Origin of the sequence: uncultured Idiomarina sp. (assembly GCF_964010655.1) — a bacterium.
GTDB classification, from domain to species: Bacteria; Pseudomonadota; Gammaproteobacteria; order Enterobacterales; family Alteromonadaceae; genus Idiomarina; species Idiomarina baltica.
In genome coordinates, this window is the sequence record NZ_CAXGLS010000030.1 from 1 (window position 1) to 17602 (window position 17602).

Here is a 17602-nt window from a genome sequence, read left to right on the forward strand (position 1 = left end):
GTGATATTCGTGATAGTGCGCTGCTCAATGAAGCTCTTGAAAATATCGACGTAATTATTCATACAGCAGCCCTTCATGCTCCTCATGTTGGCTTATTGCCTGATTCAGAGTTTCAATCTATCAACGTAGACGCAACCGAGAAACTGGCTTTGGCCGGTGTAAAAGCAGGCGTCAAGCATTTCATTTTTACCAGTACAACAGCGTTGTACGGTTATGCTTCAACACCTAAAGGTGTTACTGGCTGGGTGAACGAGCAAACTATTCCTCAACCGAAATCGATTTATCACAAAAGCAAAATTGCAGCTGAAAACAAACTTAAAGAAATTTCAAATCTGTTCAATCTTCCGGTGACAGTGTTACAAATGTCTAGGTGTTTTCCAGAGCCCGCGGACTTAATGGCAGTGTTTCGCTTAACTCGTGGTATCGATGCTCGTGATGTAGCAAATGCTCACTTATGTGCAGTAGAAAAACGTTTAAGTGGTTTTAATCGGTTTATCATCTCGGGTGCAACACCTTTTAACCCTTTGGATTGCGAAGCTTTATATAACGATGCAAGCTCAGTTCTCGCACAAAGGTGTCCGGAGATAGCTTCTGCCTTTAGACAAAGAGGGTGGCAATTACCCGAAACTTTGGATCGTGTATATGACTCATCGTTAGCGCAGAACAAGTTAGGTTGGTTGCCAAAACATGGCTTTGAGAGTGTTTTAGAAATGCTCGATACAGAATCGGCAGAAGTTTTGCCAGTTTCAAAACGCAGCTAACAAAGCATTTAAGAGTGATTCGCAACGCTTGGCGTTTTCGCTTCGCTCGAGTATAGCCAAGCGTCGATCTTGCTCCATCTTTGAAGAGCATTTCAACGGCTTCTACTCGCCTGAATTTATGAAAACAGCGTTTTTCGTTGTTACCGACGAAATCCCGAAGCCTGACTTTCCAGGACTCCGGGAGGCAGGTTTAGGAGACTTCATCGACATGGACCTAGCAGGTATTACCTACAATGATACCTATTACATAAAGAAAGAGGCTGCAAACGAGCTTCGGGTTCACTTCCACGAGTTGGTTCATGTGTTGCAGTGGCGATTCAGAGAGCTCGCTCCTCAAGGTTTCATCGAGCGCTACATTCGAGAGATTCAATATTTTGGTTATAACCACGCTCCACTGGAAAAGATGGCCTATGCCTTAGATGGGCATTACCAAAGCAAGGGACGGCATCTCAGCGTTGAGCAGTTTGTCCGAGAAAATTTATAACAATTCGCGTAACTCGGAGGCACTAAAGTGCGCCGGCGCGCTCCGCGTTAACGTCCGCTGTTGGCACATAGCAGACATTTAGTTTATAAAGGTGAGAAGCGCAATCGGTAAATTGGCTTCTCATTGGGGACACATCAGGCTAGTCGACAGTACTCTAATTGACCAAGCCTCGCTAGGTTCTGGTGAGTTGAGGCGGACGCAAATGCGGCGTTTTCATTACCGAATTCGGCACTAATTCTATCTGCCGTTGCAACGACATGTCCGATTGCAAATTTAGTAGGGCGGCCATAACGAGACCCTGGTGATGAACACGTCCAAATATGGCGTAGTGTTTCAGCCAAATTGTAGTTGTCGGAGTCCAGCTCTTTTAGTGCTTCGGCACAAATTTCTAGCGTTTGAGCATTGTGGTCGGTTAATTTCCCATTAAGGCTCATACTTCCGTAGTTATTGTAACTTCGGACCTTTCCAATATCGTGCAGAAGACCGCCTACAATAGCCAGCTCTTTCTCATTAGGACTACGGTAAAGTTCAATATTATTTATAATACAAGCAACTTCAACGGAATGCTCTAAAAGACCACCTGGGTAAGAATGATGATACTTAGTACTGGCAGGTGCTTGTAAGAACCTTTGAAATACTTGATCTTGATTGAGAACGCGACAAACAAATCGTTTCAACGGCGGGCTTTCTAGTTCTCTGGCGGTACTGATTAACTTATCGAATACATCTTTATTTGGGCAATATAACCGGGGTAAAGTAGTTAACGCTGGCGCTTCATGAAGTTCATTTTCTGTTGCTAAACGAATTTCGTCAATAACGATAGTTGGTTTCTTTTCAGCAGGATTTTTATTACATGAAGTAAAATAATTAACAGAGCCCGAGGCATAAACACAAGTGTTCATTGAATTTCTGTAGGGCGGGTTCCAATCAAGTGGTTTTCGCTCAGGCCATATAACGGCATGGACGTCACCTGTTGAATCACTCAGTCGGATGCTTACGTATGGCTCACCGTTTTTGGCGATTTTAACTATGACACCGGTAATGCGATACAAACCCGTGAGATAGCCATCGTTAATGCTTTGTGCAATAGTTTTAACGTGCACGTTTTCATTTTTTTGATTGACGGGCGAGGGATTATCACCCCAGTTAGTGATGTTATGATTATTAACGTAACTTGCATTTGCTACTGAATTTAACATTGTATTAATCCTCCGACTTATTTAAGTCATTTAAATGTTCAGTAAGTACCTTGTCTAAAAGAGAGCCGTCTTTGCGTGTAAGGTTTGGAACATAACGAGAGTAAACTTTGAAGAGCATCTGGGTATTTGCGTGACCCAATTGCCGGGCAATCCACTCTGCATTTTCGCCAGCAGCGAGCCATAAAGAAGCTGCTGTATGCCTTGTTTGATAGGGTTTGCGTTTGGCAAGCCCAAGGTACTCTAGGGTTGGATACCAAACACGTTTTGTCACATTGTTGTGCTGGAGGGGGGAACCGTTCGGCGAACAAAACACAAAGTCGGATTTTCCGTATGTGATTTTCATTTGTGATTTTAGTGCGTCAAAAACAGTTTGGCTCATGTCAACTTGCCGAAATGAACCGTCAGTTTTGGTGTCAACAAGCTCATCCATGACTTTAGAGTGACGCACTAAAACCTGACGCTTGTTAAAATCAATATTATCCCAATGGAGCCCATCTATTTCGCCTGTTCTCATGCCGGTAAAGAAACGAACGATGTAGTAATTTTTGAAATCCGGCCGAACAGCATTGATAAAACGTTTGATTTCCTCTAGCGAAAACGGGTTTACATCTGTGCGTTTAATTTTAAGTGGTTTGATATTTAGCCACGGGTTGGGGAAGTCAAATCGGTCAGATGCTTCCACTAAGATCATTCTAGCGATGCTCATGATTTTATTGATGCGAGCGTTACTTAAGTTGGTACCAAGATGCGAGGTGGTCTTGAGTAACGACGCTCGAAACTCCATAATCACCGCTTTAGTGATTTCATTTACTTTTGACTTGCCTAGCTGCGGGATCAAATATGAATCGAGCGTATACCGAACTGTTTGTATATAGCTTTTTCTCCATTCGCCTTCGCGCTCCCGAAACCAAAGCTCAGAGAAGTCAGAAAAAAGTGGCGCAGTGTTAGTTTGTGAGGCCGCTCTTAATTGGTTTAACTGAGATAGCTTTCGACCGCGTTCGGAGTTGGGAAAATATTCCTCATATTTGAAGGTTCCCAGGATAAGTTCAGCTTCCATCCGCTCGATTATTTTTTTAAGTTTTTTTCTGTTGCTTGGGGTATCAACGTAAACGGTCGTTTCTCTGCACCGCTGTTTTTCATACCTAAAATCTACGACTAGCTTTCCAGCTCTCGAATTGATTGATGCCATTATCAGTTCTCCTTATCCAATCGCTTTGCTATCCAAGAAGGTATCTCTCATCATTTCAGATTCGACTTTTTCCCAAATAAATAGGATCTTTCGGCCACCAAAAGGGTGAAAGTAATGGATGCCCTCAAGAAGCACTGAGTCTTTAAGGTAATTGCGGATAGTGCGTGGCTCATATTTAATGCGTTTAGCAAGCTCATCAGTTGTCAGATATGTGCGACTCATAGTAATATCTCCAATCAACAAAAAGTATTTTTAGTAGATTAAAATTGTCTACAGGAGATAATTTAGCATATATAAAATCCCCTGCAAGCATTTTTTGTCTATAGAAGATAAAAAAGGTCTATTGAATGATAAAATCTAACATTGCTGTTCTTTTAGCTGAGAGAAAGTTAAAGATGTCAGATCTTGCCAAGGCGACAGGAATTAATAGGGGTACGATCCAGCGGATTTACCACGATGAAGCAGCTCGAATAGAACTAGAAGTTATGAACAAAATGTGTGAATTTTTTGAATGTACGCCTGGTGATCTATTTATTTACAGCCCTGATGAGTAATTATTCTTTTTGCTTATCGATAGATTTTTTGTAAAGCCGTATTCATAAAATTGAATAATTAGTCAGATCAGCCTTTGAGTACATAGTGCAAAGGGTTTTGAAAAAAGCGGATGCTAAAATAGGCTAGGGCACTGAATGGTCACCGTTTGGTCACCAATAAAATTGCGACTGGGATAGTGGATTTATCTTGGCTACTAACTTATTGAATATTTGAGATTTTTCTTGATAAGAGAGTGGTGCGTCCGAGTTGACTCGAACAACCGACCTCTGCCATGTCAAGGCAGCGCTCTAACCAACTGAGCTACGGACGCACTGTTTGGGGTTGTCGTGAAGACGGGCGCTATATTATTGATTTGAAGTTAAGCATGCAAGTACTTTTTTATCGGATAGCGTGTGTTTGCTTGTTAAATCACCAAAGTGTACGAAATTTAGCGTCCAGCCTTAAATCCACATGCTTCAAAAAACTGTTGCCAGGGTTGGACGAAAGACTTAGTTGCTTGCGTTAACCGCGCGTCGTAAAGGGCCCATTGATTTAAATAGTGTTTAAGCTCAGGTTGTGGCGCTTTCATTGCAAGCGTGTTTAATGCCTCGCTAAAACGTTGGTACTGGCGTTGTATATCCGCTAAGTCGCCTTGTGTTTGTTTGATAAAAACTGAAATAAAGGCGCTATGTAAACGGTGAGCGCGCTCGGGTATGCCTTTCGATAAGCAACCGGCAGGCTGAGCAATGTTATCCAGCTGCTCGGAAAATTGCGTGAGTAAAACAGAGTACTCAGCGATGCTTCGCATCAGTTGAGGCAAGTAGTCTTCTTGCGCCAAGACTTTTAAGGGCTCATTAAGGTCAACGGCTGTATTTGGCTCCTCAAGCCATGAAGTGACCGCATTCAACGCATTTATACTGTGAATAAATTCAGTGTCGGAAATGGTTACTAATGGCGTTGCAGCCATCGTTAGCGCGTGCCTGAGCCCTTTGTCCGTTGCAAGCGCGCGTGCCAGACGAGCAGACGTTGTGTCGCTCAGTTGCTGCGCAGCGGTAATGAGTTCAGCAGCAAAAGCTTCTGACTGCGGTGACTTAGCACATTGTCTGAGCGCTTTAATGAGACTTTGATCATCTTGAAAACGAGAGAATCCATCATCAAGGCGACCTAATGCACTATTGCGTTCAGCAATCAGTTGACCCGCGCGACAATGATTCAGTTGTAGCGCTGTTAAAAAGCGCATAGTGGGTGTTGATGCCGTCGGCTTGAGGACGCGAACGTCAGGTAACTGCGGCGGTCGGGGCTCGAATGTGAGCGGCGTTAATTCAATATCTAAGGTAAAGGCTACGCGCTCGTGTAGAGCGTGCAAACTGGATACAGTTGAGGGCTGCGAACAACCCACCAACGAAACTAACAAAATTGCCACTATCCATGCGTTAACACAACGCTTTGGCTGGAGTCGCGTAACTAAAAGCTTTAAACTGGTCAGCATTGTGTTGTTAGCTAAGGACATAAGTTAAATGTTCACAGGTATTGTTCAAACCAAAGCCAAAGTGGAATCGCTGACTGATAAGGGCGATTTTCGTCATTTGACCGTCTCAGTCGAGCCACATCATCTTGATGGCGTTCAACTGGGGGCCAGTATAGCGATAAACGGTGTTTGCTTAACAGTGGTTCACTTTGATGAGACACAGGTTTCATTTGATGTGATTGATGAAACGCTGCGGCTGACTAACCTAGGCGAACTGAAAGTAGGCTCGGAGGTTAACTTCGAACGCTCGTTGCGGGTTGGCGATGAAATGGGCGGTCACTACGTATCAGGGCACATTCATTGCACCGCTTCGATCCTTGATATTGAAGTCAGTGAACATAATTGGTCAGCTTGGTTGTCGTTACCGCAAGCTCAAGTACCTTATTTGTTCGCGAAGGGCTTTATTGCCGTGAATGGTGCGAGTTTGACGGTGGGACAGGTACAGGATAATAAATTTAGTTTGCACCTTATACCCGAAACATTGCGTTTAACGAACTTGGCTGCACTGAAGCCAGGCGATAATGTGAACATTGAGATGGACCAACAAACTATCACGACTGTCACAACGGTGGAGCGCGTCCTCGCTGCACGCGGTCAATAGAATTGTTCATCATTGCCGTCGACCTTTAAACGAGTTTGTGCGTTAATGGGGTCGACGGTGAGTTGGATATGAATCAGGTCACCGCAGGCTGAACATTCTTCTTGGTAATCCTGATCGCCATTACTGCTATCTACACCGAGTTGCGTCGTATGCCCGCAGTGGGGGCAACGAACGATTGTATGGGTCAGGTCTTCCTCGTGCATAACGGTCACCGTTTGGTTTTTTCGTATAGCCTTAATTATAGAAAGAGAATCGCAATACCACCTAATGATACCAGTGCGCCGAACAGCGAACGCACGGTAATCTTTTGTTTTTTCAATAAAGAAATTGGAATTAAAAAAAGTGGTGCAGTGGACAGAAGTGTTTGTGTTAAACCCGGATTAATATGTGCAATAGATAGCTGCTGTAACCAAATCGCTAAAAAGGTCCCAAAAAAGATAGCACCCAGCAGTGGCAGTGGGTTAATGGCTCGGCACTGGCGAAAAATGGCTTGAAAAGCGTGGCGTTGTGATATTCCAACAATCAGCGCTAATAGAATAGAACCGGCCGCAAGGCGAATAAATGCCGCACTGAGCGGATCAATAAGATCATTTTGTAATACCGAAAAAGCCATTACCAGCCCAGTTGCTTGACAGAAGGCAGCACCACAGCCAAACAGGATACCGCTGATGGACAGCGACGGCTGCTGATTCGGCGCACGTTCAGTGACGACCAATAAAACACCCAACAAAGTCACTAGCGCACCGATAATTTCGATACCAGAAAGGCCGTCGTTTAAAAACAACCAAGCCATAAACGCAGCTAGAGGTGGCGCTAAGTATTCGAGTAGCATCGCGTGCCAGGGGCCCAAACGGCGCAATGCGGCAAAATGGCAGCTGTCGCCTACGGTAATACCAATTACTCCGCTGAGGGCGAGTAACCAGAGCCCTGCACTAAATACCAACGGTGCGCCAAACAGGGCACTCATACCGAATAGCAACGGACTGGCAATTGCGCCTTTGATGAGATTCATTTGTAACGCTGAGAAGTGAGCACCGGCGCGATGATAAAGTATCGAAGCCACTGCCCAAAAAGCGGCTGCTGTTAACGCTGCTAGCTGCCCCCAAACACTCGCTAGATCCATGTGTTACCCTTGCTCTCACAAAAAGCCTGCATTATAGTGTGGGTTTACGTTCGATGGTACCGAACGTAAACAATTTCGTATGGTTCGACAAAGAATCGATGTTAGCGCATGTGGCACTTGGTAGGTGTCACCACTGTAGAAAGGAAGTTTCATGCCTGTAATCACTCTCCCTGACGGTAGTCAACGCGAATTTGATCAACCTGTATCCATTTTGGATGTGGCTCAAGATATTGGTGCTGGCTTAGCTAAAGCCACCGTAGCAGGCCGTATTGACGGTGAACTCGTCGACGCCTGTGAAATGATTGAACACGATGCGCGTATTGAGATCGTGACACCGAAAGACGATGACGGTTTACATATTATTCGTCACTCTTGTGCTCACTTATTAGGTCACGCGTTTAAGCAATTATGGCCGGACGCAAAAATGGCGATAGGCCCAGTCATCGATAACGGGTTCTATTACGATGTTGACGTTGACCACACATTAACGCAGGACGACCTCGATAAACTTGAAAAACGCATGAAAGAACTGGCGAAAACTGAGTATCAGGTCATCAAAAAGAAGGTGAGTTGGCAAGAAGCGCGTGAGACGTTTGTAGAGCGCCATGAACCATACAAAGTCGAAATTCTCGACGAAGATATTCCAACGGATGCCAACCCGGGTCTTTACCACCACGAAGAATACATTGATATGTGCCGTGGACCACACGTGCCAACGATGAAATTCTGCCAACACTTTAAAGTGATGAAAATGGCGGGCGCATACTGGCGGGGTAACTCAGATAACAAGATGTTGCAACGTGTTTACGGTACTGCGTGGGCGGATAAAAAACAGTTAAAAGCGTATCTGCAACGGTTAGAAGAGGCCGAAAAACGCGATCACCGTAAGATTGGTAAGGCACAAGACCTGTTCCACTGGCAAGAAGAAGCGCCAGGTATGGTATTTTGGCACCATAACGGTTGGACCATTTTCCGCGAACTTGAAGACTTCGTGCGCGAAAAGCTTCGTGAATACCAATACCAAGAAGTGAAAGGTCCGATGATGATGGACCGAGTATTGTGGGAAAAGTCGGGTCATTGGGAGAAGTTCTCAGACCTGATGTTTACGACATCATCGGAAAACCGCGAGTACGCGGTAAAACCAATGAACTGCCCAGGTCACGTACAGATCTTTAACCAAGGTCTTAAGTCTTACCGTGATCTGCCATTACGTATGGCCGAGTTTGGATCGTGTCACCGAAATGAACCTTCAGGTGCGTTGCACGGACTGATGCGTGTACGTGGCTTTACACAAGACGATGCGCACGTTTTTTGTACAGAAGATCAGGTGCAAGACGAAGTCGCTGCGTGTATTAAAATGGTCTACGAAACATACGAAACCTTTGGTTTCGATAAGATCGATGTGAAGCTTTCAACACGTCCTGAGAAACGCCTCGGTGATGATGCAACTTGGGATCGCAGTGAAAAAGCTTTAGCGGATGCCTTGAAAGCGCATGATATCGACTTCACCTATTTACCCGGTGAAGGTGCCTTCTACGGTCCTAAAATTGAATTTACTTTGTTCGATTGCTTAGGTCGTGCGTGGCAGTGTGGTACAATACAGTTAGATTTCGCGTTACCAGGTCGTTTAAATGCGACTTATGTAGGTGAAGATAACGATCGCCATACGCCTGTGATGATTCACCGAGCCATTCTCGGCTCACTTGAACGTTTTATGGGCATTCTTATTGAAGAGTATGCGGGGAATTTCCCGTTGTGGCTCGCACCGACGCAAGTCGTATTGATGAATATTACCGATAATCAACGCGATTACGTCAATAAAGTAGTGAAATCCCTGAATGAAAAGGGAATTCGTGCATCAGCCGACTTGAGAAATGAGAAGATAGGCTTTAAAATCCGAGAACACACTTTAAAACGTGTTCCCTATTTGCTAGTTGTCGGCGACAAAGAAGTCGAGGCTGGCGAGGTTGCGGTTCGTACTCGTAGCGGTGAAGACTTAGGTAAGTTTCCGCTCGAACAGTTTGTTGAGCAGTTACAAGCAGAAGTGCGTACACGCAAGATCAATTAATTAGTTTGGAGGAATAAACCATTAAAGGCGGAAAAAGAACTCAGAAAAGCGCTGACAAAAATCGTATCAATGACGAAATTCGTGTTAATGAAGTTCGCTTAATTGGCACGGAAGGTGAACAGATCGGTATTGTAAGTATCAATGAAGCTCTTGAAGCAGCAGAGGATGCTGGTGTTGATTTGGTCGAAATGAGTCCAAATGCTGAGCCACCTGTCTGCCGCCTTATGGATTACGGTAAGTTTCTCTACGAAAAGAGTAAAGACCAGAAAGAGCAGAAGAAAAAGCAGAAACAGATTCAGGTTAAGGAAGTCAAATTCCGACCTGGCACAGATGAGGGCGACTACCAGGTAAAACTGCGCAACCTGCGTCGCTTCCTCGAGGGAGGTGACAAAACTAAAGTCACTATCCGTTTCCGTGGCCGGGAAATGGCACACCAAGAGTTGGGTATTGAGCTGCTAACTCGTATTAAAGACGATTTAGACGAAATCTCAACTGTTGAGTCGTTCCCTAGAAGGGCCGAAGGTCGCCAGATGATAATGGTTCTGGCACCGGCTAAGAAGTGATTGTGGTACACAAGTAGTTCAGCTTCGGTTGAACTCACCCTGTCACACTTTTAATCAACAATGCGGAGTTTTATTTCATGCCAAAAATGAAATCAAACAAGGGCGCGTCAAAGCGCTTTAAAAAGACTGCTTCAGGCGGTTACAAGTGCAAGCAATCTCACTTGCGTCACATTCTGACTAAGAAGACACCTAAGCGTAAGCGTCAGCTTCGCGCGAAGAGCATGGTCCACGAGGCCGACGTCAAATTAGTCGATCGTATGTTACCATACGCGTAAGGAGGGATTAGCAAATGGCACGAGTTAAACGTGGTGTGATCGCGCGTGCGCGTCACAAGAAAGTCCTAAAGCAGGCGAAAGGTTATTATGGTGCTCGTAGTCGCGTATATCGCGTTGCGGTGCAGGCAGTTACTAAAGCAGGTCAATACGCATACCGTGACCGTCGCAACAAGAAACGTCAATTCCGTCAATTGTGGATTGTTCGTATCAATGCGGCAGCGCGTCAAAACGGTTTGTCATACAGCCGCTTTATCAACGGTCTGAAGAAAGCATCGGTAGAAATCGATCGCAAAATCCTTGCCGACATCGCTGTACATGACCAAAGCGGTTTTGCAGCCTTGGTTGAAAAGGCGAAAGGTGCACTGTAATCGGCAATAAAGGCTTTGCCAAAAACCGATAAACAGATTTAAAAGGGAGCCAATTTGGCTCCCTTTTTTATGGCTTTTTCGTTAGAATAGAGCTTTCGTAATTTGCATGATAGGTTGAGGGAACGAATGCAGTTAGAACAAATTGTTGAACAGGCGCAGCAAGCTATTGCTGAAGCTGATTCGCCGCAAGCACTGGACGAAGTGCGCGTTGAATACATGGGCAAGAAAGGTCGGTTAACTGAGCTGTTAAAAGGCTTAGGTCAACTTGAACCATCTGAGCGTCGGGACGCGGGACAAAAAATTAACCAAGCTAAACAACAAGTCCAAGCTGATATTAACGCCCGTAAAGAGGTTTTAAAGGCGGCTGAGCTCGAAGCAAAGCTTGATGCTGAGCGTATTGATGTGACCTTACCTGGACGCGCTAGCCAAGTGGGTGGCGTACATCCCGTTACACAAACCATTCGCCGTATTGAATCATTCTTTGGTGACTTAGGTTTTAGTGTGAAGCAGGGCCCAGAAGTGGAAGACGGCTTTCACAACTTTGACGCACTCAATATTCCGGCGAATCACCCCGCACGTGCAGACCACGATACGTTCTACTTTACTCCCTCAACGATGCTAAGAACGCAAACTTCGGGTGTGCAAATCCGCACTATGGAGGCTGAGCAGCCACCATTACGCATCATTTCACCAGGTCGCGTTTATCGTAACGATTATGACCAAACGCACACACCGATGTTCCATCAGGTAGAAGGCTTGATGGTTGATAAAGACGTGAGCTTTACGCAGTTAAAAGGCATTTTAGAAGACTTCTTAAATAACTTTTTTGAGGAGTCGTTAACGGTTCGTTTCCGTCCTTCTTATTTCCCGTTTACTGAACCTTCTGCTGAAGTGGATGTAATGGGTAAAGATGGTAAATGGTTAGAAGTATTGGGTTGCGGAATGGTTCACCCCAATGTGCTTCGTGCAGTCGGTATTGATCCTGAGCAATACACGGGCTTCGCTTTTGGCATGGGTGTTGAGCGATTAACCATGCTGCGTTACGGCGTGACCGATCTGCGTGCGTTCTTCGAGAACGACCTGCGATTCCTAAAACAGTTTAATTAAGAGGGCGGCGAACATGAAATTTAGTGAAAATTGGCTAAGAAGTTGGGTCAATCCAGACATTTCTAGTGAAGCACTGAGTGAGCAACTCAGTATGGCTGGCCTTGAGGTTGATGGCTTAGAGCCGGTTGCAGCAGACTTTCATACTGTTGTCGTTGGTAAAGTCGTTGAATGTGGTCCTCATCCAGACGCTGATAAGTTGCAGGTCACTAAAGTCGATGTGGGTGAGGATGAATTACTTGATATCGTTTGCGGTGCCCCAAACTGCCGTAAGAATTTAATGGTTGTGGTCGCTAAGGTTGGCGCGGTATTACCGGGTGACTTCAAAATTAAGAAGGCAAAGCTGCGCGGACATCCATCGCATGGTATGTTGTGCTCGTTTAAAGAGCTGGGTCTAATTGATGACCACGACGGTATCATTGAGCTACCTTCAGACGCACCCATCGGCAAAGATTACCGCGAGTATTTGGGTCTGGATGACTTAACTATTGATATCGATTTAACACCCAACCGCGGTGACTGCCTGAGTATTCGTGGCATAGCACGTGAGGTCGGTGTACTGAATAACATTGATGTGTCCGAGCCGACAGTAGACGCGGTTGCAGTAACCCTCGAAGAGACTAAGGCGATTCATTTAGATGCACCGGTTGGGTGTCCTCGTTACTTGGGGCGCGTAGTAAAAAATGTCGATGTTAAGCAACAAACACCGTTGTGGATGAGTGAGAAACTACGTCGCAGTGGTATACGTAGCATTGATCCTGTGGTTGATATCACCAACTATGTATTGTTGGAGCTCGGCCATCCGATGCACGCATTCGACCTCGAGCGCGTTCAAGGCGATGTGCATGTGCGCTATGCCAATAAAGGTGAGACCTTAACTTTATTGGATGAGCAAGAAGTGAAGCTCGATGACGATGTGCTAGTTATTGCTGATGACACGCAGGCATTGGCTATGGCGGGCGTTTACGGTGGTCTCGACAGTGGTGTAACACGAGAAAGCAAAGATATATTCCTCGAAAGCGCGTTTTTTGCACCTGATGCGATTTTAGGTAAAGCACGCCGTTTTGGTTTACACACGGATGCGTCTCATCGTTATGAGCGCGGTGTTGACCCCGAATTGCAACGTCAAGCCATGGAGCGCGCAACACAGTTATTGATTGAAATTTGTGGTGGCGAGGCGGGTCCTATCGTCGAAGCGAAGTCAGACGAGCATCTACCTAAGCCAGCTGAGGTGACACTACGTGCAGCACGGCTCGCGAGTGTATTAGGAATTGATATTGAAACTGCTCGCGTGACTGAAATTCTCGAGCGTCTAGGCTTTGACGTCAAAGTGGAGACAGGCGAGTGGTTGGTCAAAGTGCCGACTTATCGATTTGATATTGCTATTGAAGAAGACCTTATCGAAGAAGTCGCACGCGTATTTGGGTATAACAATATTCAGGCAGCTGCGCCTGCTGCACAATTACGTATGCGCCCACAACAGGAATCACTGATCAGCACACATCGCTTAGTGGATGCGATGATCGAGCGGGGCTATCAAGAAGCAATTACGTATAGCTTCGTCGATCCGAAACATCAAGCGGCGTTATTTGATGAAAGTGCATCGTTAACATTACCCCATCCTATTTCGGTGGACATGTCATCAATGCGGTTAAGCTTGTGGCCAGGTCTATTGAATGCGCTAGCGCATAACCAAAAGCGTCAGCAATCAGTGTTAGCTTTTGTCGAAACAGGCTTACGTTTTATCCCTGATGAAGCGGCTGAAAATGGTGTGGTGCAGCAACCGATGTTTGCTGGCGTGCGTTCAGGTAAGGCCTATGGCGAACATTGGTCGGCGGAAGACCGTGGCGTCGACTTCTATGATGTAAAAGGTGATGTCGAAGCCTTGTTGAAAAAAACGGGCGTCAATGATGTTCGTTTTGTAGCGAGCGAACACAGCGCTCTGCATCCAGGGCAATCGGCAGCGATATACCGTGGTGAGCGGTGCATTGGCTATATGGGCGCCTTACATCCTAAGTTTGAGAAGACATTCGGTCTTAATCAACGCGCGTTTGTGTTCGAATTGCAACTTGATGCGATTAACCAACGTAGTATTCCATCGGCTCAACCCGTGTCGCGGTTTCCGAGTATCCGCCGAGACTTAGCGGTTGTTTTAGATGAGCGTATCGCGGCGGGTGAAGTGTTAACTACGTTGAAGAACATTGGCGTTAATCAGTTGATTGACCTAAACTTATTTGACGTGTACCAAGGCGATAACTTGCCAGAAGGTAAGCGTAGCTTAGCTCTTTCTGTCACACTTCAAGATAACGAAAAGACACTTGAAGAAACCGAAATAAACGGCATTATGGAAAAGCTAGTATCGACGTTACAGTCGGAGTTTGATGCAACCTTGAGGGATTAGGATATGGCGCTGACTAAAGCAGAACTCGCTGAGGTACTTTTTGACAAGTACGGTGTAAGTAAGCAAGACGCTAAGGATTTAGTAGAGGCGTTTTTTGAAGAAATACGTTCTGTTTTAGAGTCGGGGGAAATGGTCAAGTTATCAGGCTTTGGTAACTTTGAACTTCGAACAAAGAATCAGCGCCCAGGCCGGAATCCAAAAACGGGTGAGGATATTCCTATTTCAGCTCGCCGAGTGGTGAGCTTTAAACCCGGTCAAAAGTTCAAAAGCCGCGTAGAAAACACAAAGCCCGAGCATTAGCTCGGGCTTTGTTATTACGTTATGCTTAAAACGTTAGCGAAAAAATAAACTACTAAATGGATTGAGCAGGCGACTAATACCCGACGTAAAGAATAACGGCGCATCGAGTGTCGCGAGCGTTAAGCAGTCTTCCGTCGCAGTGCGAGGGGTATGCTTACGATCCGCATCCAACAAGATGAAATCACCGTCATAATAAGCATCGTGCTCATCATTGAATACGCCATCAATCACCAGTGTGGCTTCTTGCCCTTTGTGAGTATGTTCCGGTACTTGCGCACCAGGTTCCATGTAAATTAAGTTGGTCTGCCCATCATCGGACAAAGCAACTGGTGCTCTCCATAGCTTACCCACTAAGTGAGTCCATTCTCCGATACGATGAGCGTTGTGCGCCAAAGTCGTCGGTAAATTAAAGCGACGACCCTCAAGGCTAATTAAGTCTTCGCGTTGAGCCGCTGGTTTAGCCTGAGAGTTAAAAATCGCTTCTAACATTTGGTCGCATTGAGTTTTCGACATGGCACCTTTAGAGGGGGCACAAATCGTCTCAACAAGGCTATCCAAATGCTTGTTACATAAACCTTCCTCTATTTCACAAACTGTTCGCTTGCAAATAGGGCACATATCAATATGTGTACCAACAACTAATGTCATTGACGCACTAAGGTCGCCTGAAGCGTACTGATACAAAATTGCTTCAGAGGGATGTGACTTAATCATGCTCAACTATTAACTCTTTCAATTTCTTTAATGCAAGGCGCGTACGAGACTTAACCGTGCCCAATGGAATTCCAAGAGAGTCGGAAACTTCTTGTTGCGACTTACCCTCGACATATATTTTTTCTACCACGATACGTTGCGCATCTGGCAACTGACCGTAGTAGTGAGAAATCTCTTGCAACAGAATGTCTTGATCCAACGCGTAATCGTCATCTAGGTTATCATTCTGTTCAGCCAAAATCGGCCAAAGTTCATCTGCACTTATATCATCTTTGCGTTTTTTATTCTTTCTCAATAAGTCGAATCGAATATTACGCGCGATTGTGAAGATCCACGTTGAGGGAGAACCTTTATCGGCCTTAAATAGATGAGCCTTGTGCCATACGTTAGTCATTGTTTCTTGCACAAGATCCATCGCAGTTTGTTCGTTACCAAACTGACGCGTTCCATAAGCTTGCAACTTAGGCGCAAAGTGTGAGAACAATTCACTGAACGCTTGACGGCTACGCGTTTCAGCAATTTGAGCCAAAAGTTGCGCAGCTTTTTCTGCAGTGTCCTGCTGGGATGTGGTCATAACTCCCCGTTGTGAAGTATGAGATGTCACCGTTTGCATAACTAGACCTGCTATTGTTGTTAGTTGGTATATCTAACTACGAGAACAAGTTTAAGTTTGGATCAGTCGATCTCAAAAAAGTTACGTAACCAAGTTTAGCAGATAATCAGCAACTTGCTCACTTGATTGCGATTTAATTAACTCTTGTTTGGTGTGAACGTCGAGTGGTAAAATTTCGAGCCAACGTTGACACACCCAGTCGAGTTGTTCAAACGGTTTTTCATCATACAAATCCCCGAGTTCTGGATAAACACCATAAATTTCTTCAAGACGTTCTCTAAGCACGGCAACCTCATCCGTAATCGGTGTCGGCTGCCAAAAAGGCAGCGCTTCGACGTCACCGACTCGAAGACCATCCTCCTCGAATTCGTGATGTTTTATATGAACTCGACGTTCACCTTGTACAGTAATACCCAGAAAGCCATCGTTGAGCATTTCAAAGTCAACAATAGTGACTGCGGTGCCAAAGGGCAGAATATAGTCAGCATCATATTTGTCGATACCCGGGTCAAACATGCACACCACAAACTCGCTTTGGCTTGCCATGCAATGTTTAACCAGTCGTGTGTAGCGTTGTTCGAAGATGCGCAATTTAAGCTTCCCATTCGGCATGACATGCGCCGTCAAGGGAAATAAGGGTAAACGCTGCACTTTTTCCATACGATACAACTATCCTGAATTTGGTTTGATTTAACATGCTTTACGCATGCTTATTCAGCTTGGATCTAAATTTGTATAACTTAAGCAAACCTTTTTTGCTGTAAGTCCGTTATGGTAGATGGCAACACCGATGCAACAATATATATAATGTATTATAAGCTTGTAAATAAACGGAGTTTTGATGCGTCTAAAAGTTGGAATAAGTGCCTGTTTGTTGGGTGACGAAGTGCGTTTCGATGGTGGACATAAGCGTTCACCTTTTTGTGAAAATGAACTTGCCAAACACGTAGAATTTGTCAAGTTTTGCCCGGAAGTGGGCATTGGTTTACCAGTGCCTCGACCCACCATTAGGCTTGAGTTTCACGATCAGCAGATACGCGCTGTCATTCCTAAAACCGGTGAAGACGTAACCGATTCATTGAAAAGTTTTGCAGACCGAGTTCAACCAAAACTTAAGGATCTATCGGGTTACGTGTTGTGCGCGAAGTCACCCAGTTGCGGTATGGAGCGGGTAAAACTCTACGATCCGAAAACCGGCAGCGCGCGCAAAGAGGCGATGGGCTTGTTTGCCGAGCGATTGCATGAATTGGAACCTGCACTACCGCTTGAGGAAGATGGTCGTCTGAATGACCCTCACTTACGAGAAAACTTTATCTTGCGTGTATTTTTATACGGTCGCTGGAAATCCTTGCCGCATCCGTTGAGTAAGTCGGCATTATTAAAATTTCACACACAGTCTAAATTGATTTTGATGGCTCACAACCAAGCCGAATATCGCGCCCTGGGGCGCGAGGTCGGTGAAGCAAAATCAATTGATGAGGGCTTCTGCCAACGTTACATCTTACAAGTTATGAACGCGCTTAGTAAGCCGGCTTCAAGGCGTAACCACACGAATGTATTGCAGCATATTCAAGGTTACTTCAAGCAGCATTTAGATAAAGAACAGAAGCACGAATTAAGTCAACTAATACTCGACTATCACGATGGTACGTTACCGCTTATGGCTCCCTTGACGCTTATTCGTCATTACTTACGCGAGTTTCCCAATGAATATCTAGCCGAACAGTGGTATGTCACACCATACCCTGAAGATTTAAAATTAAGATATGGACTATAA

At 45.2% G+C, this 17602-nt stretch carries 21 protein-coding genes and 1 tRNA gene; 12 read left to right on the forward strand and 10 right to left on the reverse strand.

Annotated features, from left to right (window positions below; translation table 11 throughout):
- Together ABNS04_RS08400 and ABNS04_RS08405 are read left to right on the forward strand one after the other, a co-directional pair.
- A partial coding sequence (locus ABNS04_RS08400) for an NAD(P)-dependent oxidoreductase (protein WP_348671355.1) occupies positions 1-761 on the forward strand: 761 nt, incomplete at its 5' end.
- Between the two features lie 28 nt (positions 762-789).
- A complete protein-coding gene (locus tag ABNS04_RS08405) occupies positions 790-1245 on the forward strand; it encodes a hypothetical protein (RefSeq protein WP_348671356.1) in 456 nt (151 codons plus the stop codon).
- A 134-nt stretch (positions 1246-1379) separates the two neighbouring features.
- Here the strand turns inward: ABNS04_RS08405 and ABNS04_RS08410 are convergent, their stop codons facing one another.
- The 3 genes from ABNS04_RS08410 to ABNS04_RS08420 are packed head-to-tail and all read right to left on the reverse strand — an operon-like array spanning position 1380 to position 3855.
- Positions 1380-2444: an HD domain-containing protein gene (locus ABNS04_RS08410; RefSeq protein ID WP_053953845.1), complete on the reverse strand. Its 1065-nt coding sequence runs from the start codon at positions 2442-2444 to the stop codon at positions 1380-1382.
- Positions 2445-2448: 4 nt separating this feature from the next.
- Entirely contained in the window at positions 2449-3633 is a 1185-nt protein-coding gene (locus ABNS04_RS08415; RefSeq protein ID WP_289118068.1) for a site-specific integrase, read from the reverse strand.
- Positions 3634-3645: 12 nt separating this feature from the next.
- The gene (locus ABNS04_RS08420) at positions 3646-3855 is read right to left on the reverse strand and encodes a hypothetical protein (protein WP_053953843.1); all 210 of its coding nucleotides are present in this window, start codon (positions 3853-3855) and stop codon (positions 3646-3648) included.
- A gap of 125 nt (positions 3856-3980) precedes the next feature.
- On the opposite strand from ABNS04_RS08420, the gene ABNS04_RS08425 reads away from it, so the two are divergent.
- Positions 3981-4187, forward strand: a complete 207-nt coding sequence (locus ABNS04_RS08425) for a helix-turn-helix transcriptional regulator (RefSeq protein WP_053953842.1) — start codon at positions 3981-3983, stop codon at positions 4185-4187.
- Positions 4188-4421: 234 nt separating this feature from the next.
- On the opposite strand, the gene ABNS04_RS08430 is transcribed toward ABNS04_RS08425, so the two are convergent.
- Both ABNS04_RS08430 and ABNS04_RS08435 read right to left on the reverse strand, forming a co-directional pair.
- Positions 4422-4498, reverse strand: a tRNA-Val gene (locus ABNS04_RS08430).
- 117 nt (positions 4499-4615) lie between these two features.
- A complete protein-coding gene (locus ABNS04_RS08435) occupies positions 4616-5590 on the reverse strand; it encodes a DUF3080 family protein (RefSeq protein ID WP_348671358.1) in 975 nt (324 codons plus the stop codon).
- A gap of 94 nt (positions 5591-5684) precedes the next feature.
- On the opposite strand from ABNS04_RS08435, the gene ABNS04_RS08440 reads away from it, so the two are divergent.
- Positions 5685-6296 (forward strand): riboflavin synthase subunit alpha, encoded by a 612-nt coding sequence (locus tag ABNS04_RS08440; RefSeq protein ID WP_348671359.1) that lies wholly within the window; start codon positions 5685-5687, stop codon positions 6294-6296.
- On the opposite strand, the gene ABNS04_RS08445 is transcribed toward ABNS04_RS08440, so the two are convergent.
- Entirely contained in the window at positions 6290-6499 is a 210-nt protein-coding gene (locus ABNS04_RS08445) for a CPXCG motif-containing cysteine-rich protein (protein ID WP_272978399.1), read from the reverse strand. The two genes, ABNS04_RS08440 and ABNS04_RS08445, sit on opposite strands and share 7 nt — an antisense overlap.
- Before the next feature lie 35 nt (positions 6500-6534).
- Complete coding sequence (locus ABNS04_RS08450; RefSeq protein ID WP_272978398.1) at positions 6535-7419, reverse strand: DMT family transporter; 885 nt, start codon at positions 7417-7419, stop codon at positions 6535-6537.
- A gap of 151 nt (positions 7420-7570) precedes the next feature.
- Between ABNS04_RS08450 and thrS the strand changes: the two genes are divergently transcribed.
- The 7 genes from thrS to ABNS04_RS08485 all read left to right on the forward strand — a co-directional run bounded on the left by thrS (position 7571) and on the right by ABNS04_RS08485 (position 14498).
- Complete coding sequence (gene thrS / locus ABNS04_RS08455; RefSeq protein WP_006955400.1) at positions 7571-9487, forward strand: threonine--tRNA ligase; 1917 nt, start codon at positions 7571-7573, stop codon at positions 9485-9487.
- Positions 9488-9507: 20 nt separating this feature from the next.
- Positions 9508-10050, forward strand: a complete 543-nt coding sequence (gene infC, locus ABNS04_RS08460; protein WP_083405017.1) for a translation initiation factor IF-3 — start codon at positions 9508-9510, stop codon at positions 10048-10050.
- Between the two features lie 77 nt (positions 10051-10127).
- Entirely contained in the window at positions 10128-10325 is a 198-nt protein-coding gene (rpmI, locus tag ABNS04_RS08465; protein ID WP_006955398.1) for a 50S ribosomal protein L35, read from the forward strand.
- Positions 10326-10339: 14 nt separating this feature from the next.
- Complete coding sequence (gene rplT / locus ABNS04_RS08470) at positions 10340-10693, forward strand: 50S ribosomal protein L20 (protein ID WP_006955397.1); 354 nt, start codon at positions 10340-10342, stop codon at positions 10691-10693.
- 126 nt (positions 10694-10819) lie between these two features.
- Positions 10820-11800 carry a phenylalanine--tRNA ligase subunit alpha gene (gene pheS / locus ABNS04_RS08475; protein ID WP_006955396.1) on the forward strand — a complete coding sequence of 327 codons (981 nt, stop codon included), beginning with the start codon at positions 10820-10822 and terminating at the stop codon, positions 11798-11800.
- A 13-nt stretch (positions 11801-11813) separates the two neighbouring features.
- Positions 11814-14198, forward strand: coding sequence for a phenylalanine--tRNA ligase subunit beta (pheT, locus tag ABNS04_RS08480; protein WP_272978397.1), 2385 nt, complete (start codon positions 11814-11816; stop codon positions 14196-14198).
- A 3-nt stretch (positions 14199-14201) separates the two neighbouring features.
- Positions 14202-14498, forward strand: coding sequence for an integration host factor subunit alpha (locus ABNS04_RS08485; protein ID WP_272978396.1), 297 nt, complete (start codon positions 14202-14204; stop codon positions 14496-14498).
- A gap of 33 nt (positions 14499-14531) precedes the next feature.
- Here the strand turns inward: ABNS04_RS08485 and ABNS04_RS08490 are convergent, their stop codons facing one another.
- The 3 genes from ABNS04_RS08490 to ABNS04_RS08500 all read right to left on the reverse strand — a co-directional run bounded on the left by ABNS04_RS08490 (position 14532) and on the right by ABNS04_RS08500 (position 16485).
- Positions 14532-15212: a ChrR family anti-sigma-E factor gene (locus ABNS04_RS08490; protein ID WP_272978395.1), complete on the reverse strand. Its 681-nt coding sequence runs from the start codon at positions 15210-15212 to the stop codon at positions 14532-14534.
- Entirely contained in the window at positions 15205-15825 is a 621-nt protein-coding gene (locus ABNS04_RS08495) for a sigma-70 family RNA polymerase sigma factor (RefSeq protein ID WP_040487855.1), read from the reverse strand. The genes ABNS04_RS08490 and ABNS04_RS08495 overlap by 8 nt, the downstream gene beginning before the upstream one ends.
- 81 nt (positions 15826-15906) lie before the next feature.
- The gene (locus ABNS04_RS08500; protein ID WP_272978394.1) at positions 15907-16485 is read right to left on the reverse strand and encodes an LON peptidase substrate-binding domain-containing protein; all 579 of its coding nucleotides are present in this window, start codon (positions 16483-16485) and stop codon (positions 15907-15909) included.
- 181 nt (positions 16486-16666) lie between these two features.
- On the opposite strand from ABNS04_RS08500, the gene ABNS04_RS08505 reads away from it, so the two are divergent.
- A complete protein-coding gene (locus ABNS04_RS08505; protein ID WP_006955390.1) occupies positions 16667-17602 on the forward strand; it encodes a DUF523 and DUF1722 domain-containing protein in 936 nt (311 codons plus the stop codon).